This is a genomic window from Pseudoneobacillus rhizolycopersici, assembly GCF_054786815.1.
The window spans coordinates 1-257 of the sequence record NZ_JBTOOE010000155.1; the positions used below are offsets into that span (position 1 = coordinate 1).

Consider the following 257-nt stretch of genomic DNA (forward strand, 5'->3'; position numbering starts at 1 on the left):
GGGTAGGTGAGTGCCCCGTAACGGTCAAAAAGTTCCGTGTCGGAGAACTGAGCCGCACTCATGGAAACTAAGGAACTCTGCACTGCGGTGGTAAGGCGTTTTTGCATCTGCTTGATTGTTTTGGATGAACCTGTCTGGTAGCGCACAAGTTCCTCAAAGTATTCTGCCCCGTCCGGCAGGGAGCAGACACCGCCATTATAAAGTGCTGTACTTTTCAGCTCGGTCAGGGTGTCAATCAGAAGTTCATAGGCGGGGAT

General features: G+C 51.8%; 1 protein-coding gene. It reads right to left on the reverse strand.

Annotated features, from left to right (window positions below; genetic code table 11):
* Positions 1–257: DUF885 family protein (locus tag ACX9YW_RS23225; protein WP_460351115.1), on the reverse strand; the 257-nt coding region annotated here is incomplete at both ends.